The following is a 24,824-nucleotide window of genomic DNA, read 5'->3' as shown; positions in this document are numbered from 1 at the left end:
TGTTTGTACATAACAGTGTTATATACTAAAATAACACTGTTATAATTGTCAAGACCTAGTGAGAATCTAATGGATGCCAGAACCAAAATATTAAATGCTGCATCAGCGCTTTTCTTAGAAGGAGGCGGGGATGCCTTAAGCGTGCGTGGTATCTCTAAACGCGCAGGTCTATCCACTATCGGTATATATAGCCACTTTCAAGGCAAGCAGGGCATACTAGACGCGCTGTACATAGAAGGATTTAACTTAGTCCGTGAAGCCATGGATGTGATTCCAGAGGGCAAAGCATGTAAAGAGCAAGTATTAGAAGCGTGCTTGGGTTATCTCAATGTGGGCGAGCACCACGAGGCACACTATCGGCTAATTTTTGGGGAATCTGATGCAGGATATCAGCCCTCTGAAGAAGCCATTGCTGCTAGAGACAGTGCGTTTTCGAAACTGGTACGGGTGGCGGGTTCGTATCTACCAGATGGTGCTACTATTGAGGAGCGCAGACAAATAGCGCTAGATATTTGGGCCATCGTACATGGGTACGTGAGTATCAGTCACCACATGGTGTTTACCGATGATATAAATTTGGACTGGAAATCAATGGCGCTACGAGTGGTAGAAGTACAGTTGGATGCCATTGGTATAACTAAAGCTAAGCATTAGTAAAGCACTCCTAAACGAGCCGATAAATCAGCAGTATGGAGGTGAAAATCAATATCAAACAGCGATCCGTAAGTATTGATTATAGCTATGTAGATAGCGTTTCGATGAGCCACCATTCTGCTTAAAAAGTTAATTAACAAACATAAGTCTTTTATCTTGTAAACTGCATTGCTTTAGGTTATTTTTTAGTATTGATTGCAGTTCTTTAACCAAGGAGAAGCAGTTTGGATACTAACTTATCATCGCTTAAGATTTCAGTGGTTGCGGCGCTGACACTGCTTACAGGCTCGCAAGTATTTGCAGAAGCCAAGTACGGTGATTATGGTACAGAAACGGCGCTGACGCTTGCCCGTGACTATGCTGGTCGTTATACAGGTTCAGATAAAGAAGTCCAAGCTGCTGATTATATGCAGCAGCGTATGACAATCGATAGCAGTAACAACCAAGTCAATCGTCAAACTTTTGATTTTTTAGCGCCTCGTGGTTTATTCAGAAGTCAAACGTTAACGAGTAATAACGTTGTCGTGACTCAAAAAGGCAGTGCTGACAGCAACAGAACGCTATTTGTCGGTGCACATTATGATTCTGCCGTCGCCTATCCAAACTATGCAAATTTAGAGGCACTGGATGATAATGCTTCTGGGTCTGGCGTCTTAACTGAGTTGACCAGAAACCTGACAGGCATTGAGACAGAGTATGATATCCAGTTTGTGGCATTTGGTGCAGAGGAGGGCGGTCTCAATGGTTCAAAGGCGTTTGTTGATCAGCTAACGGACGCAGAAAAATCAACAGCGTTGGGCATGATTAACCTAGACAGTCTGATTACAGGCGACAAAATGTACGCCAATGCAGGGCGAAACGCTTATGACAGTGACGGCAATGAAGTGGCTGCCAATGTGAGTTTGCGTGAAAACGCACTGCGTATTGCTAAAGAGCTTGGTATTACACTAGAAGTCAATCCAGCCATTATTGCACCAGGTGAGACAGCGCCATACGAGCCTTATGGCGTTGGATGCTGTAGCGATCAGGAGTCTTTTGATAGTGTCATGGAGGTCGTCGGATTTGAGGCTACTAACTGGGGCCTTGGGCCTGATTATGATGGTTACACACAAACTGAAAACCCAGATATTCCAGGCGGCTATACGTGGCATAACCCTGCATTAGATAACGAAGAAGTGCTTACTGCGGCCTTTGGTGAAGAACGCATAGCGCAAAGAATGCGTGACTACTCTCGTATCATCAGCAGGTTGATTGTGGAGCAAACCAATGCTGATATCATTGCATCAACCAAAAGTGCGCTCAATCTTCAAAATACGATGGGCTTAGCTTTACAGGACAATGCTACCGACTCGCACTCAGCGGTGCTTGAGCGAGCCAATGCTTTGGCGTTACATACTCTCGATGATGCGGAGCCTTTTGATTCAGATTCGCGTACTCAGGTTTGGGTAGATGGCTCCCAAAGCTACGTGGATGCTAATGAGGTACAAGAGGGCACTCGCGCCAATATTGGTCTATATGGCGAATATATGGTACAGCCAAGCTGGCGTGTTGGCGCAGGTGTGCAAGCGGCCAATCAAAACAATAACACCGTCGAAAACGGTATTAAAAAAGATACGAGTTACGGTGTTCAGGCATATTCTTTATTGGGCGGAAAAGACACGGCTTGGTGGAACACCACATCCCTGAGCTTATCTAAACATGACTTAGACGTTAACAGAACTGTAAAACTGGATGGTAATGACGGCATAAACATCATCAACAATAGCGAACGCAGTGATGCGGATGCTGATGTGTTGAGCGCATACAATGAGCTTGGCTATAATTTTCTTATCAAGAAAAACGTCGCGCATGGTGCATTTTTGGGTCTGAACTACAGTGATACAGACATAGATGGTTATACCAGTGGCAATGCTGATTCTCGCACTGCGCTAAAGGTTGATAGCACTTCTAGCGAGGCATGGGATTCAGAGCTTGGTTATCAGTTGCAGTATGGTTTTGACTTGATGGGTACGCCTGCCAAACTTCAAGGAAAAATCGCTTACGTGCATGTTTTCGAAGATGGTTTAATAGATGGTTTATCGACAACGTCTTTAGCTGATGGTCAAACAAGAGAGGTTAGCATCACCCAAACAGATAAAGATGACGATTATGGACGTTTTGAGTTGAGTGTGAGTAACAAGGTTCATAAAAACGTTTATGCGTATCTGAATGGTGATACCACCTTTGCACGTGACGATAAAGACAGCTCAGTACAACTAGGCTTGCAATATCAATTTTAAATCTTGATGTGTGAATGTAAGTCTGCGCTGCTCAATAATTCATGTATGAGCAGCGTTTTTTACTCATACATGTCAATATATTACTTATAAAGGCATATTGCTGATTACCGATATAATACTCAGATTCAGTAATACCAATGTGTGCGAAATATTAAAAGAATAGGGGTGGCATGTATGTTTGGCATCATAAGAGACTGGCGCGAGCAGCGCATACTAGATAATAGCGAGTTTAGCCATGCTGATTGGATGCAGGCTGCTAAACGTATTGTGATACTCGACAGATTAAGTGTTGACGAGATGATACATTTATTTGAGCTCGCGACATTGTTTTTGGCTGATAAATCATTTACTGGTGCGCAAGGATTCGAGATTACCAATGCTGTCAGACAGTCTATTGCGTTGCAAGCGTGCCTGCCAATATTAAACCTAAGTCTCGATTGGTATGCTGGCTGGTCATCCATCATCATTTATCCTGGCTCGTACAAGAGCGATAGCACCACGGTAGATGAGTTTGGTATCGTCCACGAAGGCACTCAGCACCGTAGCGGGGAAGCATGGCTGCGAGGACCTGTCATTCTCTCATGGAAAGATGCCAAACATTCAGGTGAGCGTGATGGACACAACGTTGTCATTCATGAGTTTGTCCATAAACTCGATATGATGAATGGCCGTGCCAATGGCTTTCCACCGATGCAGCCTGATATGGATCCTGCAAACTGGACACAGATTATGAGCCGCGATTTTGAGGACTTTCAGATACATCGTAAGTCAGGTCTAGATCGTTATGGAGCGACGAATCCTGCTGAGTTTTTTGCAGTTTTGAGTGAAGTGTTTTTTGAAACACCGCAAAAACTGATAGATGCTTATCCTGATATTTATGAGATTATGGTGAAATTCTTTCGTCAGACGCCGTTATGAGTGATATTTATAGAGGTTGTGACAGTAAACTGTATTCAAAACAGCATATTGGAATTGGGGAAGCTGAGATGAGTAACGCTATAAATGACGATATGGCAAAAGTAGAAATCTATGAAAGTGCTGATGGAAAGGCGCAAGTAGATGTACGTTTTGAGCAAGAAACCGTCTGGTTGTCACAAGCACAAATGACCGAATTATTTGGTCGTGACCAATCAGTGGTTTCTCGTCATATCGCCAATGCCATAAGAGATGAAGAAATCGATGAAAAAAGCAATATGCAAAAAATGCATATTGCAAATTCAGACCGTCCGGTGACTTTTTATGACCTAGATGTGGTTATCTCAGTCGGTTATCGCATAAAATCTCCTCAGGGTGTGCAATTTAGGCGTTGGGCAACGCAGCGCTTACGTGAATACTTGGTACAAGGCTATACGCTCAATCAACAGCGCTTCGATAAAAACTCTATTGAATTGCAACAAGCGCTAAAACTAATCAAAAAAACCGCACAAAGCCCCGAGCTTAAAACCGACGAAGGACGCGGACTGGTTGAGATTATAAGCCGCTATACGCAGACATTTTTATGGTTGCAGCGCTATGATGAAGGTTTACTGGATAATCCTACAGGACAAGATGGAGGTATCTTACCAAGTACGACTGGGGCTATGGCAGCACTGACTGATTTGAAATATCAGCTGATAGATAGGGGTGAGGCGACTGAATTATTTGCCAAGCCTCGCGGTGACGGTTTAGATAGTGTATTGGGTAACTTAGAGCAAACGGTCTTTGGTGAGCCTGCGTATCCGACTATCGAGAGTAAAGCGGCACATCTACTATATTTTATGGTAAAAAACCATCCTTTTACTGATGGTAATAAACGCAGCGGTGCGTTTCTATTCGTGGATTTTTTACACCGTAATCACCGACTGCTGAATGATAAAGGCGACATGGTCATCAATAATACTGGGCTTGCGGCATTAACCTTATTGGTCGCTGAATCTGACCCCAATCAAAAAGAGACTTTGATTAAATTGATTATGAATATGCTGTCGTTAGAGGGCTAGTAAAAAAGCTTGTCATTAAAAACTATACCAAAAACAAAGTAACATAAGTTGCAAAATATATATTAATATTTGAATATATGGTATTTATAATCAGATGGCGTAGGCTGCCATTTTAAACGCGCCTTACAAAAGTGGTCAGTCAATCGTTTCTATAAACTCTAAACCGTCCATTGGTCATTAATAATCGCCACCAGATAACGTTTTCCTTGATATTCATCAAATACTAGGCGTAGAGCGCGCCAGTCCATTCCAGCGTATTTTTCTGTACCTTTATGATAGAACTCTACAACATCTGATTTTTGATATATGTTGTCTATGTTATTAATCATATTGCCATGAGACTTGTCATTGCTGCTAGGCGTAACGCTATTAAACTTGTTGGCTGCAACCCAAGCATCTAAATATGTTGTTAGTGGCGTGATTAATAGATCGCCAGTGCCGTCTTTTTCGCCCCAAGTGAAGCGAATTTTGGACTGCTGTAGATATTGCGCATATTGTTCACGACTAAAGACTTTGTCAGTCTCTGGACGCACATAAGCATACATGGAAAAGCGAACGCCACGTGTGGGATGAATATCATCAATGATAGCAGCATAGTTTTGATTTGCTAATGCTTGCTGAATATTTGTGGCTTGCTGTATCAGCATCTGTTGGTTGTTTTCCAGTGTAGCGTGACTTTCAGATGAATGACCGCTGTTATGAATATCAGATGTTGTCGCCAAAGATTGGCAACCAGTGATAAATAATACTGGCGTTAAAATCCCAATAGTCGACAGTTTTGAAAAAGAGGCTCTTGTCATAAAAATTTCCTTAAATACGTGATCAAGTATGATTAGACGTTAGCATAAAAATACTGGAACAAGTTAGTAAAGAGAATTTTAATGCTGTTCAGAATATTTATTCAAAACCACTTCAAACCGTTGGTTTGTTTTCGCATAATGTATATTATGTTAAATATACTCTATTGAGCATTAGATTGATGAATCATTCACTAAAAAATATTGCATGGCGTTGTGTTGTATGGTCGTGATAAAAAATATACCGTATTACATCATCACAATCACAACCGCTCAACCAACTTGTTAACCAATCTTTTCATCAACCTACTCAGTGGCGTTAAGCCAATTCAAAAATATTTTTTGTGCTGCTGAAGTGATCGCCACTCCATATTTTTTAGCCTCATAGCGAATCTGTTTAATATCGATATTCGTGCTATTCAACTCGTGAGCATGGCCGACGAGCCATTGTTCAATATTATCTGGCCGTGCTTCTATATGAAACTGTAGCGCCAATATATTATTCCCACGTGCAAAAGCTTGATTTGGGCAGATATCCGTTGCTGCCAAAGAGCGACAGCCTTGAGGAATCTCAAACTGATCGCCATGCCAGTGCAATACAGGAATGTCTGACAGCCCTATAAGAGGATTGCCAGTTGAGTGATGAGTTTGCATAGCACCAAACCCAATCTCTTTGCGACCCATAGAGGCGACGTTAGCGCCCAGTAATCGAGCAATGAGCTGTGCGCCTAAACAAATACCCAATAAAGGCTTGTTTGCTTTTAAGCGCTTGTCAATAAATGCCAATTCTAACTTGAGGAATGGGTAAATATCCTCATCGAAAGCACCAATTGGCGCACCAAGAACCACCAATAAATCTGCAGATAGAGGGTCTATCGTATCGAAATCGACAGTAGCAGCATCGATATATTCGATGTGGAAGTTTGAGTTTATGAGTACTTCCTCAAACACGCCAAGGTCTTCAAAATGCACATGTCTAATAGCCAAGACATTTTTCATGTTCAATCCTTTGTCAAATGATTGAGTGAGTTCGAATAAGCAGACCTAATGCATCAAAATTTACGGACTGTTAAAGCATAAATAACTGACACAAAAGATCTGATTTTTCGAGTACTAGGGCATATCTCCCATCTGAACCCTAAACGGTAAATAACCTAAGAAAAACAGCCTAAATCGATTAGCATGCTTTTCAGCTTTTCAGCTTTTCTTGCTTCAAGGGCGTTAGAGGCAGCAAAGGCTTTCTAGGATGACCGACTTGGATACCTTGTGCAGACATGCCAGCCTTCACTGCAGCAGCCAAACCTGATCGGACAATAAACTCTAAAAACTCGTACTGTTGATAAAACAGTTCTCTAGCTTTTTCGTTATTGCTGTTTTTGATCGCGTCAAACAATTGCTTTGGTTGATCGCCAATCAGGCACGGAGCGATAGTACACCAGCCTACTGCGCCTGCATTGAGTGCCTCTAAAGCCATATGGTTACAGCCGTTAAAGAAAGGCACGCTCCCCTTTGATAATTTATAAATCTTATGCATGCGCTGTATGTCACCGATGCTTTCTTTAATCCAGCGCGCATTTTCGATGCCATCTACCATTTTTAGCATAAACTGAGGAGACATATCCACACCGCAAGTCGCTGGGTTGTTGTATATCATGATAGGAAGCGGTGTGGCATCTGACACACTTTTATAGTGTAAAAACATCTCATCTTCATTCAATTTATAATAAGAGAAAGGAGACAACATGACGACGTCAGCGCCAATTTTGTGAGCATATTTAGCACGCTTCACGGCTTGTGCAGTCGTCAGTTCAGCGATACCAACCACCACGGGTACTTTGCCTGCGACATAGCTGACAGTATGACTGGCCACACTCTCCCACTCGTCTTCACTCAAATAAGCGGCTTCCCCTGCACTTCCCAAAGCCGCGATTGCATCGACTTTTGCATCAAGTAACGTGTCAATCACTGTTTCGAGTTGCTTAAAATCGACGTTATTATTTTCTGTAAACGGGGTTATCGTATAACCTATAATGCCTGTTAAATTCATTGGTTAATCCTTACATAAAGTCAGTATGGTTTTTGAGTGCTTGTCTTACATAATAGGCGAAGTTCACTTTGTTTCTTCTGTCTGTAGAAACCCAATCGTGCGCTTCTTGTGCCAACTCAGGAGATATTGGTTGAATCTGGCCACTGGCCATTGCCAGTAGTTGTAACTTAGCGGCCCGCTCAATGAGTATTGCTAGGTTGCAAGCCTCTTCTATCGTTTCGCCAGCGACCAGTTGTCCATGATGAGCAAGAAACACGGCACGATTGTTGCCCAGCGCATTCGATATGAGCTGCCCTTCTTCATTTCCCACAGGCACCCCTGGCCACTCAGCGACAAAAGAGCAATCGTTATATAGCGCGCTCGTATCCATGTGAGAGATGATTAACGGCACTTTCAACATGGACAGTGCAGCGATATAAGTAGGATGTGTATGGATAATACAGTTCACTTTTGGATGTTCTTTATATATCCATGTGTGAAAACGGTTGGCAGGATTGGCCATACCCTGTCCATCTAAAGGCTTGAGGTCTTGATCTACTTCTATCAGATTATCAGCACTGATCTCATCAAACCCTAGTCCAAAGCGCTGAGTCAAAAACGTCCCCTGAGCCTCAGAACGGCAAGTGATTTGTCCTGCCAATCCTGCATCATGACCTTTATCAAACAAAATACGGCATGTCGCTGCTAGCTTTTGACGATCGGTCAAACCAATGTCTTGGATAAGCGTTTCCATATCGTGCTGGGCTTTTTTCATGAGTGTGTCTTTAGTCATATTCATTGTCGTCATGTATATCTCCTTTAAGTGATGCGTTGACAATGAACACAGATTAGCGATAATCTGGACTAAAACAAAGAGCCAGATATTAAAAACTTACTGGTCCAGATAAAATCTACCGTATGGTTCTGACAACATATTCCAGAATAGTCCAGAAAAAGGAGCGACAACGTTTATGCTTTGGGATACTCAATTTACCTTAGAAGATGCGTCGGGTAAGACCCTGCACTTGAAGCTACTAAACTATATAACGCAAGGCATTCAAAGTGGCCGTCTGAATGCAGGGAGAAAGCTGCCGGGCTCCCGTTCTTTAGCAAAGCAATTAGGCATAAACCGTAAAACGGTCCAGCAAGTATACGAAGAACTTGAGGTGCAAGGCTGGCTTGAAAGCAAGTTGAGACAAGGGACTTTTGTCTCTCATGTGCTACCAGAGCATCACTTACTAGAGTCAGATAAAAAATTAATCAGCCCTTTAAAGACAACCAAATCATCGTCTAAACTGACGGAAACGCTATATGAAAATGCGATAGTGCTGTCTGATTATTTATCCATAAAAAATGACGGCATACCCGATGCTCGATTGATTCCTTACGAGCTGTTAGCAAGAACCTATCGCCGAGTATGTATTAGCCTTAGTCGGCACTCCAAGCTTGGCTATGGCGACCCTAGAGGAGCGATTGAACTGCGTTGTTCTGTTCAAAAGATGTTGACGAGCGAAAGGTTTATGAATTGCTCTGAACAAGAAATCTGCATTGTCAGAGGCAGTCAAATGGGGATTTATTTAGCATCAAGGATACTTAACCCGCAAGAGGGTGCTATCGTCATGGAAGAATCGTGTTACTTGCCAGCACAGGCGGCATTCGAAGCAAGCGGGTTTACAGTCTTAAAATGTCAGCTGGACGAGCAAGGTTTGGATATCACCCACTTGCGCCACATCCTGTCAAATAATGACGTGGCAGGGGTTTTTGTGACGCCCCATCATCAATATCCCACTACCGTTTGCCTACCGATGCATCGCAGACTCGCTTTGCTAGAGTTATCGAAACTCTATAATTTTGCGGTCATTGAAGATGATTATGATCATGAGTTTCACTATGACACCAACCCTATTCCGCCATTAGCAAGCCTGCACAACTCCGAAAATGTGGTTCACATTGGTTCGATGTCAAAGGTGTTTGCACCAGGGCTAAGATTGGGGTATGTCGTGGCTGATCAGCATTTTATAAAAAGAGCCGCTCAAGAGATTGTGCTTATCGACAGACAAGGCAATACGATTACAGAGCATGTTTTATCTGACTTGATGGAATCTGGAGAAGTAAAAAGGCATATTAGAAAAGTAAGGCAACAATACAAGGAAAGGAGAAATCATGCTGCTAAAGAGTTTCAACGGATATTTGGTGATCAAATATCCTTTATCTTACCTACGGGAGGATTGGCCATATGGGTAGATATATCGAAACTTTCTAAAGGGAAAAATCTGGCAAATTTTGACAATGATGACTCGACGTTAAATGTTTTTTTTAACAAAACACAAAAAGAGCCCTCACATATACGCTTTGGATTTGGGAGTCTCAATGAATATGAAATCACTCAATCTATTGACAAGCTTTTTCAAACACTAAGCGATGTTGAACCGTAAATATTGTGAGACAAGCCCTAATCTAACGGCTGTAATCACAGGTCACTGAGTTATTTTCTAAGTTAAAAACAGCGCCGCTATAACCACCCAACCAATCTACATAGACTTGTTTGAATGAAGGCTTTAAATCGACAAAGTTCTTATTTTTAAAATACAACGTATCGTAAGCGTAATCAGTTTCAGGTTTAAAGAAAATCACAAGCTTTTCGAGGTCATGGTCGCGGTAGGTCGCATTTTTGAAGTAAACACTATAACGCATACTGCCTTCTTCATCCTGCTCTACCTGGATATCATCAATGGCCTTACGGTACTGCTTGGGTACACTGGACAATGGTTTTAGATAGTATTGGTCTTCAAATGCGGCATTAGAATCATGACCAATAAAAGAAGATTTGAACGCATCAAAGTCTTTTTCACTCGGGCTAGCATCAAAGCCATTATTTTTTGCACCATCTACAAAACCACAGCTGTCTTCAAAGAATCGCAGAGCTTGAAGTAACTCTTGCTTTGGTTGTTCATGATTATTGATGAGTTGTGTAGGCGCGCTATCGACCTTGGCTGACACAGCTGCACTATTGGCCTTCTGCTCAGTACATCCCGATACGATAAATCCTGCACATAATGTTAGTAATAGTATGTTTTTATTATAAGAAATCAAAATTAATCACCTTAGATAATGTTATGACAGCTGCTTGGCTGATTACGTCCATACGCCATCAGTTAACAGCATTGAGCCGCAAAAAACCAGTGGCATCATACCATCTAACAATAGATAACTGACCAAGTTTACATAAAGGCAATTAAAAATAGACTGCAAATATTCGTTGGTACCCTTGATTAATACTTTGTTGTGGAGCGCATAACGAATTACTCATGTCCAATGGCATAGGAGCAATTCGTTATTCCCTCTAAATAAAATTAAGTAACCTGAATTCTGGATAATAAATCCATCTCAAGCAGCTATTGACACGTAAATTAGCTCTGTTCAATAGACCCTAAAATCTCTGGCTACATAAAGTTTTAAATATCAGATAGTTCAGTTGCTTAGTAAATATCTTAACTAGCGTTCAGGTTAATTAACGTGATCAGGGGCATCAAGTGTTGCGCCATGCATTGAATCCGTTACAGCAGCAACATATGCCTTAGCTGTGTCATCTGCCGACAGGCCGCCTTCGGTGTCCATGCCCATCATAGCCATTGTTTCCTTTACAAAAATTGGAGACACAACATTAAGTCGAAAGCTGTCAATTTCAAGCGCCGCTGCTTTAACAAAGCTTTCCAATGCGCCATTAACCATACTAACGGCTGTGCTACCAATCATAGGCTCTCGTGACAATACACCCGAGGTTAACGTTATTGAACCACCTTTGCTAATATAAGCACGTCCTAAGCGTACTAAGTTAACTTGCCCCATTAGCTTGTTGTTAAGTGCTAGTTGATACTCATTATCAGAAAGTTGATCAAAAGATCCAAAGTTTGCAACCCCAGCGGTTGAGATAACCGCATCAACTTGCCCGACTTGTTCAAACATTTTTTTAATTGACTCTGCGCTACCTAAATCCACAATCACATCTGCGTTTGAGTATCCTGCAGCTATAATCTCATCGTTATTTGCTAGGCGTTTAGTTACTGCTTTTCCGATAGTGCCAGAGGCACCTATTAATAAAATTTTCATATTGTTTATTCCAGTCTCTTTAAGGTTGAGTAAAGTATAACAATAGACTTATAATTGAAAAACAATCTAAAAACAAAAACACTATTCATATGAAGAGAAAAATAGATATTGTTCGTGCTATAACAACTTTTCAAGTTGTTCTCGATTTGGGCAGTTTTAGCAAGGCAGCGGACCAACTGGGTATTGTTGTTTCTGCGGTTAGCAAGCAGGTATCTGAGCTAGAAAAGCACTTTGGTTGTCAATTGCTTCATCGCACAACGCGTGCGATGAACCTCACTGCAGAAGGTGAGCATTATTTAGAGCAGTTCAATCTGATTGTTGATGCTTTGGAAAACCTTGAGGGTCGAGCTGATATCAATCAGCGCATTATTGCTGGGCACCTTCGAATTAGTGCTCCCCCTAATGCTGAACAACTTGGTATCACTCGTTTAATTGGGGAGTTTTTGCATCAACACCCTGCTGTAAAAATCACGCTTATATTACTAAATCGTTATATTAACTTAGTTGAGGAAGGTATTGATCTTGCTATTCGAGTACATGAATTGTCGGATTCTCGGCTTATCGCGCGAAATTTTACTGAATTAAATGTGTTGTATGTCGCAAGTCCTGATTACTTAGCAAAATACGGTACACCCCAACATCCTAAAGAACTTACAAAACACAACTGTATACTTGATTCCTCAATTCGTACCCCCTGTCGCTGGCGCTACTTTGAAGGTAACAATGAGCGACATGTTAATGTTACAGGAACGATTGAAGTTAATTACGGAAATATTACGGCTGAATACTCAGCCTCAGGTCATGGTATCGCGTTTTTGCCTGATTTTTTAGTGCAGGACTATATTAATAGTGGCCAACTCGTGTCTATTCTTGAACCATTTCATATGCCTGCAACACCTGTTTCATTGGTCTATCCAGCCAATCGCATGCAAAACCCCATACTGCGTGAAATGGTACAACATTTACTTAACAACAAACCTAAACGTATTATGTGAAGCAGTACAACGGGCTATTACTTTATTACTTCTTTTTAAGTATAAAATGTGGTTTACGTCACAACGCCAGTAAGCTTAAACACATACTTTCTAGCAATAGGAACAAATACAGCAGATGCAGGAAAACCAATTAAAAACCCCGCTGCCGAAGCATGCATCTACTTATTTAAAAAATTTGCGGTGAATCCTACATTCATAGAAACCATAACAAAGGACATCATAAAACTCATCCCTAAAGAAATAATAAGGCCCATTAAGAGGCCAGCATACTTGGGGTTAATGATCACTTTTTATGCTCCACTTGTATCCCAAAAAATAAAATTAAACGCCTACTCAATAGCGTAATTAACAAATCGGGTTTATGTCCTGTCAATATGTATATTCATAGCATTGGCAATAACTATAAAGTCAGCCTCTTGTACTTCAAATAATCCGCGTCGAAATGAATAACCCCAATACTTTTTATCTTTGATGAAGGTAAGCGACTCAAACGTTACTTAAGTGCATTGAGAATTTAACCATCGAAAAATGAGCTGTTCAGTCAGCTCGATAATATTTGCCTGAGCATTTAGCCGTCTTAGTATTAATTCATTCTGCAATATCACTCTCACTCGCTCGCTATTTAGCTATCTGCAGCCATGCTTCATATTTGCACAGAACAGTACTATGACCCCGATTTAAATATTCTGTGCGAGTACAGGAGCATGTGTTTTATATAAAATCCTCTCAAATGCTTACCTAATGGACTGTCTGTACCAAAATGATGTTTAATCATCTCTCAAAATAACCGGCAAAAATGGTGTGTAGGCCAACAACTACATGGCCTACCCCTTATTTTGACCATTATGCTATAATCATCCCCAAGTGAACCTTGGGAATAATTAAGTGTTTTAAATACTATGAATAAAGGGTTTTTTGATTATTATTCTAAATACTGGTGTCCATACCAGTGTCCAATAGTCCTTTATGTTTATAGATAGGACGCTTTTCATAAGTTATAAACCCTAAATCTATTATTCGCCTTACTTATCATATTTACGGATACACATCATGGCTGTCGACAATGCAAATGACATCAACAAACTTGAATGCCGAGATAAAGACTATTCGGTCAGCATCTCAGGTGTGTCTGGTTTAAGTCTTCGTATTTATCCAAATGGCAAAAAGGAATACTACCTGCGTTATTCTCATCCGCACATCGATGGCAAACGCCCTAGGATGATGTTGGGTAAAGTTGAAGATATCAGTCTGTATGAGGTTAAGTATAAAGCAGAGACCATCCTTAATACGGTCGCAAAAGGCTCTGACCCCAAAGCCATTCAGCAAAAAGAGCAAACCAATAAATACGCTCATCTAAAAAACGCACCATTTTCTGAGATTGCAAAAGCGTGGCGAGATCACAAAACATCAGGTCGCCAACAAGGCAAATCTAAAAAACCATCATTTAGTGAGTCAACGCTTAAGTTTTGGGATTTATGTCTCGGATACATGTGTCGTGAAATTGGCGACTTGAGAATGAACGATATCACCAGTGAGATGATACTAAGCGTGTGTGAGTCGATTCAAAACAATGAAAACCAAGCGACTTTCGTTGGTGCAAGCACTCGCCTATATACTGAAAAGGTGTTTTCATTCGCTGTCGCACGAGGATTGTGTAATAGAAATGTGGCAATTGATACACGTGGTGAGCTTGCACCTGCCAACTCAGGCAATCATTTGCCAGCTATTACCAAGCCAGATCAATTTGCGACTCTCTTAAAAGATATGTCTAACTTTAAAGGTGCAAGTAAGATTACATTAGAGGCGATGAACTTATTACCTTATGTGTTTGTACGTAGTATCGATTTACGGTCTATGCGTTGGGATGATATAGATTGGGATAATAATTTGTGGTCATTCTCCCCCATTAAAGGTGAAGGTCGTGATGATATGGTCTCACATTTGGTCGTACCATTGGTGACACAAGTGATTGCACGTCTAAGAAACATGCAGTCCATCACAGGCCATAAAGAATATGTATTTGCTTCGATACGCGGTTCAAGCAATGCTTATATTAGTAAAGCGACGCTAGTGCAGATATTTCATCGGCTGGGATACAAAGATGTGCAATGTGCGCATGGATTTCGGGCATCGGCTAAAACATTGCTGATGGAACAGCCAGAGTTACGTTATTCAGATATCGTCACAGAATTGCAGCTGGGTCATCGAATTAAAGACACGCATGGTGGTGCTTACAATAGACTCGATGAGATAGATATCAGAGTAGAGATGATGCAGGATTGGGCAAACTATATAGATGAACTCCGAAACCACTCTAAAAAGTAATGATGTCGATTTTTTAATGAGTAGATAGCGGTATGTTCGATAATCAAAACATAAAAAACCCTTCACGCTAAATTTTCATAGCGTGAAGGGTTTTTATACGTTCTGCTTTTAGTAATCGACGGTATAGCTTAAACCATAAGTGGTGCCTGCTGCTGGTAAGCGGTTCAGGTCTCCGTAAGTGGTTTGATGATAAACCGTTAAATAGTCTTTATTAAGTAGGTTATAAATACCATAACCCACTCGGCCTACTGGCATTTCTACTTGTCCCAACACATCCAGTGTCATGTAACCCGTAACTGGTAATGCACTAGAATCAGGGTCTTTTTGTTGATCTTTAGAAGCTCTGTCATCACCGCCAACGGCCAATGCTTGCAGACGTATATTGCTGCCTTCATCGAAGTTATACTGAGCAAATGCGGTGCCTTTTAGTGGTGTTAGGCGCACAGCATCTAGCTCCAACCAATCGCCATTATAGTCATATTGACCACGGGTATATGCCACACTACCACCTACTTGCCACTGATCGCTAAGGTCATGAGTCAGTGAACCTTCTACGCCATAAACTCGCTCGTCAGTATCCACAACCTCGACAGTATAGCTGTCTGTAAAGCGTACTACTTTATCTGATTCGTTATAAAAACCGCTCAAGCGTGCCGCTGTATCACCGTGTTTTCCCTGCCAACCAAACTCGTAGTTATTGGTTGCAATCGGTTGAACATTGTCTGAATTAACCACGAAGCCGGCACGCACATCTCGCAGCGCTCGCTGTATATCTGCGGTGTCAAGACCTTGTGAAAAATTGGCAAACAATTGATCTTTCGGTGTTATCTGATAGCTGGTACCAAGATTAAAGAGTACTTTGTCATGGTCGGTACTGCCTGCTTCTACCGTTCCTGCTTCATAATTATTTGTAGGATCGTTAGCGTAATACTCTTCCATCATTTGTTCGTAGACCGGTACAAAGGCATCAGTATCTGATGACAGCTTTTGATAACGCACGCCAGCACTGGTATGCCACTTATCGGTCAAATCCACATCTGCATTGACAAAAGCACCCAGTTTATCAATGGTGGTATCTGGTCCAGCATTATAGGTGAGACCGTTTGTTTTAGCCGTTAAGCCATTGCTAACATAAAATGCCGTAAAGTCTTGTCCATCGTAGGTTTGCTCGCTGTTTTCACGTTCAAAATCAGCGCCGTAGCTAAATAATGTCTTTTTACCAGCAAGTTCAGTTTCTGTTTGCATAGCGGCACGCAGACCCATGACATCAATTTCCGCTTCTGACTGAGTGATAAAGTATGGATTACCATTTGCATAATAAACATAATCATCTTGCTCTGTTACAGCTTTAACTGAAGGGTAAAAACGACCTTTTTCGTTTCTGTAGTAACCAGTCAAGCTTAAGCTAGAACCTGAGCCTACAAAATCATCATCACTATAATTTAAATTTACCGAGCTTTTTTCGGTATAAGGCTGGTTTTCTACGTTGGCGCCATCAATGGCTACTAAAGATGGGCTGGCACCATATAACACGGCTAAACCATCACCGTAGTCTGGGCCGTAGTCAGTATCTTGCTTATCTTTATAATAAGTCACTGCGAGATCAAGACGTTGGGTGTCCGTTAGCTCTACACCTAGGCTACCGTTCACACTTAGTGATTCGGTATCTTGTTGATCCGTTTGGTTGACATCTGGGCTAACTCGATCACCTTTACTATCAAACTTACCACCTTTGGTCTCATAATCAACATCTAGGCGCCCATAAACCCTCTCACCGCCATATCCTAAGGTTTGCCCTACATTATAACCAAATGAATCTGAATCAAAGTCACGACTACTACTAACGCCCACTCTAGTTTGTCTAATAGGGCCATAACCCACCATAGATTTAGTCACAAGGTTAATCAGACCACCTGACGCGCCAGCACCATAGATACTGGTGGCACCCGAAAGCACCTCTACCCGCTCAAGCTGTGACGTATCAATACTGTTGAGCTCACGTGAAAGACTGCGTGAACCGCTTAACGGTACGCCATTTAGCAAAAACTGTACTGGGCGGCCATGCATGGTGGTGCCATAGTTACTGGTCGAACCACTACTAGTACCCAAGCTCGGAATCAGCTGTGCCAATACGTCACCAGTGGTACGGTTACCCGTCGCCTGCATCTGAATCTCGCTTTCAGTAATCACTTGCGTGACGGCTGGCATCTCACTAATCTTCTGAGCCAGTGCAGTACCTGTTCTGGCACTCGCAGTGACTTTAATGGTATCTAAAGTCACATTAGGCGTCTCAGTTGATGCCGCACTCGACGCCAGCTCTGCTGAAGCCTCTTCGGCCACAGATGCTGTATTATCATTGGTTTGTGCATATAACTGCTGGCTAATACAGAGGGTAAGAACGGATAGAGCAACTTGATGATGGCTTTTCATATTTACTTCACTTAGTTGGGTCGTCAAATAGTGGTATCAGTTATATTTAGCTAATAATACTGTGTGTACTAACTTTGTGAATAGCATTGTAAATGATAATTGTTTTTATTTCCAGATGAATTTTTACCTTGTTGTAAGTAGTAATATATGCCAATTTTAGGCGCGATTGAGTCGCTCTATTATTAATAACTTCACTGGCTTTCAAACAACTTATCCAACTGATTATTACGGTAAGCCTCAAAAAACATCTGAAACTTCACCTCATCTTCTTTGTGCTTTCTTTGGCAATCTGGTAATAACTTCTGCGCTACATCAACAGGCAATATAAACACACCATCATTATCCATCATAGCGATATCGCCTGAACGGATAATCGTTGTCTGCTCACCAAAGCGATAGACAATATCGGATGCCAGCGTACCTTGTATGTGATTGCTTTTAAATGTGGTCACAGCACTGATTCCTTGTGAAAATACAGGAAAGCCCAGCTGCTGAATCTGTAGCGAATCCGTCGCCTGTCCAATGACAATGACGGCGGATAGCTTCTCATAGATAGCCGCGCAAGTTCGCAGTGCTCCCCAACACGCGGTGACGCCCAATACCTGAGCATCAATACATAACACATCATTAGGCGCTGCTTGAATGAGTGCCTGATTGATCACATTCGTGTTGTCAGAGGCTAGCTGGACTGTTAACACTCGGCCTACTATGGTAGCCGTGCAGGGATTCAGCGCTTTAATATCTGGTAAATACCCCTCTCCCGTCAGATGACCAATGGTTGAGGTGCCTATCTCTTTATAAGCATCCATAAGATCGTTAATATCGATGTCATTCATTATATTCTCACTATTGTACTTTTTAGCTTGTGGTTATTGTCTCAATCACTATTGTCTCGATAACTTTTATCGCATTACTAAGCAGCTATTAGTTAGTTAAATGGGCTAGCGGCTTTTCTTAACACGCTTGAACGGATTTGTTGTTTTACCTTCTCCAGCTGGCATACTGCCATGAGGATCAGCGCCACGTGCAATCACAGGCAACAGCAATGTTTTATGCGGATAGTGTGAACTGCTTAATAACTCGTCATGAAGTATCTGACGTTGATCGTCATCAAAATCGATAGTCACCAAGGATTCCTCGATGCTGGTCATTGCCTCGTGCCACAGCGTATCTTCATTAATATGATAGTGCTCAACCAATGACTCGATAATCGCCCGAAGATTAACCAGTAACCCTAGCGACTGTAGATAAAATATTAGCGCTTGCGGCGTCTCGCGATATAGACGGTTTTTAAAATCTGGTGGGCTTAGATATTCAGGATCTGATATTTTATGGCGTGCCAGCCATGGTAGATGAATGCGTACGGAGTCATGGTCACGCAATAACAGACTGGTAAAACGATTGTCTTTTAATACTATAACAATATTTTGCCCGTGCATCTCAGGGGCGAACCCTAGGCGTAAACAGCGCAGCATAGTCCCCAAAAACACATCACAAAGATTCTTAAAGCACGCTATCACAGCGAGTTTTTTATTCTGTGCTGAGCCTTCTTGAACGCTGTTATGAATAATATCGTCAAAAACATGATAACTAACACCTTGCTGATATATCAACATACCCAAGCTTGCCATCGGTAATAGTCGAATCGTATCGTCACAAAGATCTGCTGGCAGTTGACGTAGCATCGCGCCTAAATGCGTGGGTTTTTCTTGATAAAATTGCGGATTGATAGCGCTTTTATCATGCAAATGAGACGGAGACATATAGCCCCACCATAGGCGCTCATCCCATAACCGTAACTGTGCTGATAGTACAGGGTCTAACGTTCTTGCCTGCATCAATATTGCTTGGTTTTTTTCACCATTGATCAGCTTGAGGGCTGGCAAGTAGCGTTTTGAGTTTAGTGCGTACACACCTATAGGCAGCTTAATGCTATTTGGCGTATCAGCATCAATTAACATACTGCGCATGGATGAGCTGGCATAAGTGATGAGTGCATCAAAAGTCAGGGCGACAACTGTGCCATTGGCAAGATCGTCGGCATATATGTCATCAACCACATGAGTCATTTGCCAAGGGTGTACGGGCATCGCAATGTGCGTCTGCGTAATACCTTTATCGTCTAGCTCTCGCATCAATTTCTGCTGCTGCGTAGTATCCAAAAGATATTTCGCTGGATTTTGCGTTGTTGTGTCTTGAATATGCTCTGCCACCATGATATGGCTTTTGGCAATGGCGGCCCATACCAGCGTAATGGGCTGGTTAAACTCTGCCATATAACATTTGTATTCTGTTGCCGTAAAGCCCAATTTACCTTTTGCCAGTGGATGAAAAGGACGATCCATCAGTGAAGCCCACTGTTCCGCTGCAATCAAGGTTTGATGCCAATGCGCATACTGACAAACTGACATTGTGATATTTGCTGCTGCTGACTGTTGCTGAGCTATAAAAGAAGCCTCTAAGCTCTCTTTTAGCTTTAAGATACCGATATCAGATAAGCTGGCACTATCCATCATTAATAAAAAGATATCTAACAATTGCTTTGCTGAGCTTATTGGCTCTAGCAAAGCACTGTCCACATGATGGCTATTATTAAGATTACTATCAAGACTGCTATTCAAGTTGTTGTTCAGACTGGCATTGACGTTGTGTATGACAGGCAGACAAGATTTAGATAGTCGCCATGGTGAAGAATAAGCAGGCTCGACCAGTAGTAATAATTGTCTATTTTGGTCAACTTGCATCACCATTAATGGGTTATCTTGGTTAAAGAAGCCTTGATACTGCTGTGGTAGCGACGCTAAAAATTGATGCGCATCTTGAGCTTGAGACGTTTTATGATTTTCTAAATACTCAGCGGTGGTTGTCACTTGAATAAGGTGCTCATCCACCCACTGCTCTAATAGGAAGCACTCTACCAAATGATTAATCAGCGACCATTGAATGGCCTCGATATCTAGCTCAGGGTTTGCATCAAGGTGGCTGTTTTGCGCAGAATTTTGTACAGGAAATAATGTATGCATCGTCTTACCCCTGACTTTTAAACAATGGGTTATTGATGTATTTAATCGGGAATGCTTTATCTCCGAATAATCGGCGCTTAGCCAATGACTCAATGCGCGTTTGTTCAGCGAATACATCAAACAAGTCGAACCGTACTTGATGCTCTGGATGAGAGGTTTGATAGTCGGTCACGCAGTCAGCGACCTGTTGCCAAAACGCCACTTCAGAATAGTGATAATGCGTCTGCATAAAAATTGCGATGTCTGACAACGCCACAAAGAATAAGCAAGCAACCGTCATATCACGAATGCCATCTGTATCTTCGGTCTCGATGAACGAGCCTCTATTTAAGGCTGCATGTGCAGGTGGCAAGCTATAGAAATCTGGACGCAAGTATTGTTGGGTTAAGTGCTCAGGTGAGTAGCGAACCCCGTCATGCAAGTCTTTTAGTAATATTTTTATGGGATAGCCATCTTTGTGTACCAAAACGATATTTTGCGCATGGCACTCTAGTGCCACACCATAACCAAATAAAATATGTAGTAAAGGAGTGACAGTGACCTTAATTAACTGCGCAATCCATGTCTCTACACCATATTTATCAAGCCAAGGTGCTATCAAATGAGAGCCATCAGCATTGACATAACTGACACCATTGAGCGGAAATGCGGTTTGACCTTTTGATAAATACTGCTTTACGTTTTCTCGCCAAATAGCAGCTAGCCCGCCATACATATTTGGATGTTGATAGCCACGTGTGCGTAACGCCTCATGATCTAAGCTGACACCAACGGTCTCACCCAAAAACGCAATGGGTAATGCTTGGGCAGTCTTGTCATCTGCAATCAGTTGATTTAACCAAGTAGTAACAACAGCGGCATTCATCACGGTATGCTTTGCCAGTATTCGTGTGCTTGAGGTGTTAATCAGGTGCATACTCAGCTTTAAGTAGGCTTTATTATTACTGGCATCATTATCACCATTAACATTGTCATCAGCATTACCAAGCATCGTCAATGAGCGAATAGACTGCTGAGCGCGGTACTGATGACCCGCACTACCTAAGTAGATAACTTCTTGCGTGGCAATCAGTGGTTGTAATGCTTGAATTAAGGTGTTTTGCCATTGCCAAGGATGGGCAGGTATTAGGCAATAATTATTAGCCGTCTCGTCTACTTCATGACTAGCTGTACCTTCGTCTTGCTTATTTGTGATTGTAAGTACTTCTGTGAGTTTGGTATTAAGTGCGTCAAATTCATCAGCACCCACATAATCTTTCACCCATTCATTTATATCGATGCCGGTAGTGGTATTGCTCACCAGTAGCTGTTTTTTGACCGCTAACCACACTACGTCGATGTTTTGATCAAACTCAGGGCCGTATTCATAGTTATCTTGCAAGTCAAAACCAATACGAGATTTAAAACACGGATGATAAGGATGCCCTGCCGTCAAATAACCTTCGAGTTGCTCATAAGTGAGCGTATCAATAGGCACAGGTATGCTAGAAGCCAGTATCTGAGATTGTGTTTCGTTCACTAAGGTATGACGCAGCTCTTTGATAAAGCTGTCTTTAAGTTCTGCACCTTCAATATTGAGCAAGATATCACTGATTACATGCTCAAGAATGGCATCTTGAGCAACACCATTAACCACTCGCTGTACATTCAAGTCATTTAAACGGATGATATCAAAACTGTAATGAATATAACCTTGCGCGGTATAACAGACATCATCACCTGCTTTGATCATAAAATTCAGCAGAGTCTCACTATCAGCACGGTCATTAGCGGTGTTCGCACTTTTAGATTCAAAATCAATAATATTTTCATATAGTAATGCTTGTAGCAATTGCTTGATCACCCGTTGCTCAGCGCGTGCCATGATTTTAGAATCGACAGGCGCTTGCCACGGTTTAGTCGCATGAGTGACATTTGCACTATTATTATTTTTGGTAGAGTTTGCTAGATTATTGGACATAGATATAAGCTTCCTGTCTGAAAATTGAATCAAATAAAAGTATGAATTTAGATGTATGTAAAGCGAATGATAATTATTTACGTTAATAAGTTAAAGTAAACCCCGATACGGGGTATTTGTTTATGGGGATCGTGGTAATTTGTACGCTGAAGGGATTGTGAATAATAAAATCACTGCGATGACTACCAGTATTTCTTGGATGGCGCTTGCCATGCCGTCACTACTACCTGCTGCTAATAACTGCGCACTTCGACTGCCTATATAAAGGGTGGACAGCGTGATAAATATGGTAGAGATGATGCGGCGACTGATGTTATTAAGTGCGGCTCCCTCAGTGACTGCGTCTTTGGGTAAGCTGCTAAACCCAACGGTCGTGGTTGGTAGGTATGCTAGACCCACTCCGACACCGCGCATACTCATAATGAGCATTAACAGCCAAAGCGTGGGCTGATACAAGCACCATGCCAGCATCAAGGTAGATAGCGCACTAATCGCAATTCCTACGATGCCAATCCCTCTGGCACCTTGCTTATCTACCATCTTGCCAGCGTAATGCGTGGTGATACTGGCCACGAGCGTCGCGACCATCAGGACAACACCTGTCCATAAAGCACTCTCACCCATCACGTCTTGTATCAACACGGGTAATAGCAAGAGACACAGCATCAAACCGACTGTTTGGCTAATGCTAATGATATTACTGTGTAAATAGGTTTTATTATTGAACAAGCGTACGTTTAATAATGGATGTTTCTGCCGCCGCTCATAGGCCCACCAAACCATCGCGGACAGTAAAAATCCGACAGACAATAAACCCAACGTGGCTATCTTTAATAAGCCGTCACTGCCGAACAATGCACTAGTGAAGTCTATCTTCAGCGTGCTCAGCCAAACCATCATCGCAAGCAGCCAAGTGAGTAAGCTGATAAACCCGATGGTATCGAAAGGGCTTTTTTCATCATGTGAGCGCATATCAGGTATTAACCACCACACCATCGCCATGACCGCCATACTAAGTGGTAACGTAATGGCAAACAATGTCCACCACGCAAACTGCTCAACCAAGTAAGCACCGACCAAAGGGCCAAACGCCAACGACATCATAATAACAATGCCCCATAGCGCCATTACTCTGCCGTGCTGCTGCTGCGGATAAATCTGATACAGCATACCAATAGACAGTGGAATGATCAGACCACCACTCAGTCCTTGTATGGCTCTGGCAATGATGACAAAGCTCATACTATAGGCTAGCATGCCAATGACTGAGCCCAACATAAACCCAAAAATTGCCGCCAAATAAACATGCTTAAAAGGAAACTTTTTGTTTAAGTAGCCGCTTAGCATCAGCCCCACACTCATGGCCAATACATAAGCATTTAGCACCCAGCCGCCCATCACGATATCGACATCAAACACCGACATAAAAACAGGAATCGCTGGATTGAGCGCGCTATTACTAAAGCTGACCACCGTACCGCCGAGCAGTAGTGTCAGTAACACCTGCTGTACCTGTTTGTCGGTAAAGCCATTACCACTACTATTCGAGGCTTCGTTTATAGGCGACTCATTGGTAGATGCCTTATTTATAAGTGCTTTGCTCATTAAGCAGTGGCACCATAAAAGCTGAGATAACCTCTAGATTCTAAAAACTCATCACGATTGCAAAAATACAAGGCGGCGGTCTTTTCTGGCATCTCAATCAGGCGTTGTACTCTATAGGCAAAGCTATCTGCTAGCCATTGATACACCTCAACCTTGCTATCGGGCTCACCCACGATTTTTTTGGCCTCAGTATGCTCAAATATAAACTTGCTGATCATCAAACCCGTTGGCTTTAGGTAGCCTTTTCCAACCACCGCTGGATCGCCAAGCAAAATATGCCAGCCCATGTCCGTCTCTTTGGCTTTGTAATAATGAGACAACCGGTCACGAGCCGTTTCATAAATCTCTGTATAGCCAATCGGCTTATCATCACAAAGTATGAGGTAGAGACGCTGATGGTCATCGGCCAGCATTTTTTCAAAATGTGTTTTTAGCTGCGGCATCGGGAGATGTAGCTGCCACTGATCGACCACATGCTCAGCATGCATCCATTTATACAGCAATGGCATATCATCTGGGTATTTGAGAGGTCTCAACGCAAACATCTTTTGATAAGCCTCAATGCTAAAAGTATCAGGTAGGTTTTGAGTAATGGTCGGCATGACTTGCTCCTAATTATTGTTTTGTCAGATGGTTCATAT

The 24,824-nt window shown here is 42.1% G+C and carries 20 protein-coding genes; 7 read left to right on the top strand and 13 right to left on the bottom strand.

What is annotated here, in order from left to right; translation table 11 throughout:
* The first annotated feature begins 69 nt into the window (after nt 1-69).
* The 4 genes from I6E84_RS07725 to rhuM all read left to right on the top strand — a co-directional run bounded on the left by I6E84_RS07725 (nt 70) and on the right by rhuM (nt 4,912).
* On the top strand, nt 70-654 hold the full coding sequence (locus tag I6E84_RS07725; protein WP_197217272.1) for a TetR/AcrR family transcriptional regulator: 585 nt from the start codon (nt 70-72) through the stop codon (nt 652-654).
* A 224-nt stretch (nt 655-878) separates the two neighbouring features.
* Complete coding sequence (locus tag I6E84_RS07720; protein WP_197217271.1) at nt 879-2,933, top strand: autotransporter domain-containing protein; 2,055 nt, start codon at nt 879-881, stop codon at nt 2,931-2,933.
* Nucleotides 2,934-3,107: 174 nt separating this feature from the next.
* Nucleotides 3,108-3,851 carry a zinc-dependent peptidase gene (locus tag I6E84_RS07715; protein WP_197217270.1) on the top strand — a complete coding sequence of 248 codons (744 nt, stop codon included), beginning with the start codon at nt 3,108-3,110 and terminating at the stop codon, nt 3,849-3,851.
* Between the two features lie 68 nt (nt 3,852-3,919).
* Nucleotides 3,920-4,912, top strand: a complete 993-nt coding sequence (gene rhuM, locus I6E84_RS07710; protein ID WP_197217269.1) for a RhuM family protein — start codon at nt 3,920-3,922, stop codon at nt 4,910-4,912.
* Nucleotides 4,913-5,070: 158 nt separating this feature from the next.
* Here the strand turns inward: rhuM and I6E84_RS07705 are convergent, their stop codons facing one another.
* The 4 genes from I6E84_RS07705 to I6E84_RS07690 form a co-directional block, all read right to left on the bottom strand.
* Nucleotides 5,071-5,712 carry a hypothetical protein gene (locus tag I6E84_RS07705; protein ID WP_110923471.1) on the bottom strand — a complete coding sequence of 214 codons (642 nt, stop codon included), beginning with the start codon at nt 5,710-5,712 and terminating at the stop codon, nt 5,071-5,073.
* Between the two features lie 303 nt (nt 5,713-6,015).
* Nucleotides 6,016-6,708: a glutamine amidotransferase gene (locus I6E84_RS07700; RefSeq protein ID WP_197217268.1), complete on the bottom strand. Its 693-nt coding sequence runs from the start codon at nt 6,706-6,708 to the stop codon at nt 6,016-6,018.
* 190 nt (nt 6,709-6,898) lie between these two features.
* Complete coding sequence (locus I6E84_RS07695) at nt 6,899-7,756, bottom strand: dihydrodipicolinate synthase family protein (protein ID WP_197217267.1); 858 nt, start codon at nt 7,754-7,756, stop codon at nt 6,899-6,901.
* 10 nt (nt 7,757-7,766) lie between these two features.
* Nucleotides 7,767-8,543: an aldolase gene (locus tag I6E84_RS07690; RefSeq protein ID WP_110923468.1), complete on the bottom strand. Its 777-nt coding sequence runs from the start codon at nt 8,541-8,543 to the stop codon at nt 7,767-7,769.
* A gap of 163 nt (nt 8,544-8,706) precedes the next feature.
* On the opposite strand from I6E84_RS07690, the gene I6E84_RS07685 reads away from it, so the two are divergent.
* Nucleotides 8,707-10,170 carry a PLP-dependent aminotransferase family protein gene (locus I6E84_RS07685; RefSeq protein WP_197217266.1) on the top strand — a complete coding sequence of 488 codons (1,464 nt, stop codon included), beginning with the start codon at nt 8,707-8,709 and terminating at the stop codon, nt 10,168-10,170.
* A 22-nt stretch (nt 10,171-10,192) separates the two neighbouring features.
* Here I6E84_RS07685 and I6E84_RS07680 read toward each other — a convergent pair whose 3' ends face one another.
* A complete protein-coding gene (locus I6E84_RS07680; RefSeq protein WP_197217264.1) occupies nt 10,193-10,828 on the bottom strand; it encodes a hypothetical protein in 636 nt (211 codons plus the stop codon).
* A 414-nt stretch (nt 10,829-11,242) separates the two neighbouring features.
* Nucleotides 11,243-11,845 carry a short chain dehydrogenase gene (locus I6E84_RS07675; protein ID WP_197217262.1) on the bottom strand — a complete coding sequence of 201 codons (603 nt, stop codon included), beginning with the start codon at nt 11,843-11,845 and terminating at the stop codon, nt 11,243-11,245.
* A gap of 89 nt (nt 11,846-11,934) precedes the next feature.
* On the opposite strand from I6E84_RS07675, the gene I6E84_RS07670 reads away from it, so the two are divergent.
* Nucleotides 11,935-12,840, top strand: a complete 906-nt coding sequence (locus I6E84_RS07670; protein WP_197217260.1) for a LysR family transcriptional regulator — start codon at nt 11,935-11,937, stop codon at nt 12,838-12,840.
* A 158-nt stretch (nt 12,841-12,998) separates the two neighbouring features.
* On the opposite strand, the gene I6E84_RS14280 is transcribed toward I6E84_RS07670, so the two are convergent.
* On the bottom strand, nt 12,999-13,058 hold the full coding sequence (locus I6E84_RS14280) for a hypothetical protein (protein WP_413786945.1): 60 nt from the start codon (nt 13,056-13,058) through the stop codon (nt 12,999-13,001).
* Between the two features lie 832 nt (nt 13,059-13,890).
* Here I6E84_RS14280 and I6E84_RS07660 point away from each other — a divergent pair.
* Nucleotides 13,891-15,165, top strand: coding sequence for a tyrosine-type recombinase/integrase (locus tag I6E84_RS07660; RefSeq protein ID WP_197217258.1), 1,275 nt, complete (start codon nt 13,891-13,893; stop codon nt 15,163-15,165).
* Nucleotides 15,166-15,273: 108 nt separating this feature from the next.
* On the opposite strand, the gene I6E84_RS07655 is transcribed toward I6E84_RS07660, so the two are convergent.
* The 6 genes from I6E84_RS07655 to I6E84_RS07630 form a co-directional block, all read right to left on the bottom strand.
* Entirely contained in the window at nt 15,274-17,595 is a 2,322-nt protein-coding gene (locus I6E84_RS07655; protein ID WP_197217257.1) for a TonB-dependent receptor, read from the bottom strand.
* Nucleotides 17,596-17,786: 191 nt separating this feature from the next.
* Complete coding sequence (locus I6E84_RS07650) at nt 17,787-18,431, bottom strand: RraA family protein (RefSeq protein ID WP_197217256.1); 645 nt, start codon at nt 18,429-18,431, stop codon at nt 17,787-17,789.
* A gap of 105 nt (nt 18,432-18,536) precedes the next feature.
* Nucleotides 18,537-20,618: an IucA/IucC family protein gene (locus I6E84_RS07645; RefSeq protein WP_197217255.1), complete on the bottom strand. Its 2,082-nt coding sequence runs from the start codon at nt 20,616-20,618 to the stop codon at nt 18,537-18,539.
* Between the two features lie 4 nt (nt 20,619-20,622).
* Nucleotides 20,623-22,578 carry an IucA/IucC family protein gene (locus I6E84_RS07640; RefSeq protein WP_197217253.1) on the bottom strand — a complete coding sequence of 652 codons (1,956 nt, stop codon included), beginning with the start codon at nt 22,576-22,578 and terminating at the stop codon, nt 20,623-20,625.
* A 120-nt stretch (nt 22,579-22,698) separates the two neighbouring features.
* A complete protein-coding gene (locus tag I6E84_RS07635; RefSeq protein WP_197217251.1) occupies nt 22,699-24,183 on the bottom strand; it encodes an MFS transporter in 1,485 nt (494 codons plus the stop codon).
* On the bottom strand, nt 24,183-24,785 hold the full coding sequence (locus tag I6E84_RS07630; protein ID WP_197217249.1) for a GNAT family N-acetyltransferase: 603 nt from the start codon (nt 24,783-24,785) through the stop codon (nt 24,183-24,185). Before I6E84_RS07630 ends, I6E84_RS07635 begins: the two co-directional genes overlap by 1 nt.
* Between the last annotated feature and the right edge of the window lie 39 nt (nt 24,786-24,824).

The sequence above is a fragment of the Psychrobacter sp. SCQQ22 genome (assembly GCF_015864605.1).
In the GTDB taxonomy this organism is placed as follows: Bacteria; Pseudomonadota; Gammaproteobacteria; order Pseudomonadales; family Moraxellaceae; genus Psychrobacter; species Psychrobacter fozii.
Note: the sequence above shows the minus strand (reverse complement) of the source record. Positions and strands in the feature narration are given on the sequence as shown.

Excerpts from the sequence above, each read along its gene's own strand:
- I6E84_RS07725 (WP_197217272.1), top strand. The coding sequence starts at position 70 with ATGGATGCCAGAACCAAAATATTAAATGCTGCATCAGCGCTTTTCTTA.
- I6E84_RS07715 (WP_197217270.1), top strand. The coding sequence starts at position 3,108 with ATGTTTGGCATCATAAGAGACTGGCGCGAGCAGCGCATACTAGATAAT.
- rhuM (WP_197217269.1), top strand. The coding sequence starts at position 3,920 with ATGAGTAACGCTATAAATGACGATATGGCAAAAGTAGAAATCTATGAA.
- I6E84_RS07705 (WP_110923471.1), bottom strand. The coding sequence starts at position 5,712 with ATGACAAGAGCCTCTTTTTCAAAACTGTCGACTATTGGGATTTTAACG.
- I6E84_RS07700 (WP_197217268.1), bottom strand. The coding sequence starts at position 6,708 with ATGAAAAATGTCTTGGCTATTAGACATGTGCATTTTGAAGACCTTGGC.
- I6E84_RS07695 (WP_197217267.1), bottom strand. The coding sequence starts at position 7,756 with ATGAATTTAACAGGCATTATAGGTTATACGATAACCCCGTTTACAGAA.
- I6E84_RS07690 (WP_110923468.1), bottom strand. The coding sequence starts at position 8,543 with ATGACGACAATGAATATGACTAAAGACACACTCATGAAAAAAGCCCAG.
- I6E84_RS07685 (WP_197217266.1), top strand. The coding sequence starts at position 8,707 with ATGCTTTGGGATACTCAATTTACCTTAGAAGATGCGTCGGGTAAGACC.
- I6E84_RS07675 (WP_197217262.1), bottom strand. The coding sequence starts at position 11,845 with ATGAAAATTTTATTAATAGGTGCCTCTGGCACTATCGGAAAAGCAGTA.
- I6E84_RS07670 (WP_197217260.1), top strand. The coding sequence starts at position 11,935 with ATGAAGAGAAAAATAGATATTGTTCGTGCTATAACAACTTTTCAAGTT.
- I6E84_RS07660 (WP_197217258.1), top strand. The coding sequence starts at position 13,891 with ATGGCTGTCGACAATGCAAATGACATCAACAAACTTGAATGCCGAGAT.
- I6E84_RS07655 (WP_197217257.1), bottom strand. The coding sequence starts at position 17,595 with ATGAAAAGCCATCATCAAGTTGCTCTATCCGTTCTTACCCTCTGTATT.
- I6E84_RS07650 (WP_197217256.1), bottom strand. The coding sequence starts at position 18,431 with ATGAATGACATCGATATTAACGATCTTATGGATGCTTATAAAGAGATA.
- I6E84_RS07645 (WP_197217255.1), bottom strand. The coding sequence starts at position 20,618 with ATGCATACATTATTTCCTGTACAAAATTCTGCGCAAAACAGCCACCTT.
- I6E84_RS07640 (WP_197217253.1), bottom strand. The coding sequence starts at position 22,578 with ATGTCCAATAATCTAGCAAACTCTACCAAAAATAATAATAGTGCAAAT.
- I6E84_RS07635 (WP_197217251.1), bottom strand. The coding sequence starts at position 24,183 with ATGAGCAAAGCACTTATAAATAAGGCATCTACCAATGAGTCGCCTATA.
- I6E84_RS07630 (WP_197217249.1), bottom strand. The coding sequence starts at position 24,785 with ATGCCGACCATTACTCAAAACCTACCTGATACTTTTAGCATTGAGGCT.